Origin of the sequence: Clostridium sp. AM34-9AC, from assembly GCF_003480225.1 — a bacterium.
Lineage (GTDB): Bacteria > Bacillota > Clostridia > Lachnospirales > Lachnospiraceae > Acetatifactor > Acetatifactor acetigignens.
In genome coordinates this window covers 1-368 of the sequence record NZ_QUIU01000073.1, presented here as the reverse complement: position 1 = coordinate 368, position 368 = coordinate 1, and the positions used below count along the sequence as shown (strand labels likewise).

At 48.4% G+C, this 368-nt stretch carries 1 protein-coding gene; it reads left to right on the top strand.

Annotation, left to right across the window (positions count from 1 at the left end; genetic code table 11):
• Positions 1-368, top strand: a 368-nt coding sequence (locus DW835_RS18560; RefSeq protein WP_243037243.1) for a transposase, incomplete at both ends; no start/stop codon positions are given.

Here is a 368-nt window from a genome sequence, read left to right as displayed (position 1 = left end):
AGAGCCTTTGCAGATGCCGTAAAGGCAGCGGATAAAAAGAATCCCCTGTCAGTAAAAACTTCCGTGGCATACCAGGCATTACAAAAGATTGCAGAATTCTACCGGATCGATACCGAACTGAAAGAACTTCCGGCAACGGATCGCCTTACACAGCGGCAGACAAGGATAAAGCCGCTGGTTGAGGATTTCTTTGCGTGGGCAAAACAACAGGCTGCAGAATGTACGGTGCCTCCGAAATCCAGGACCGGACAGGGACTAAATTTCGTCATCCATCAGGAAAACTATTTAAAGGTATTTCTGACCGATGGGGATATCCCAATCGATAACTCCGCTTCCGAACGGGCTATCCGGACTTTCTGTATCGGCAA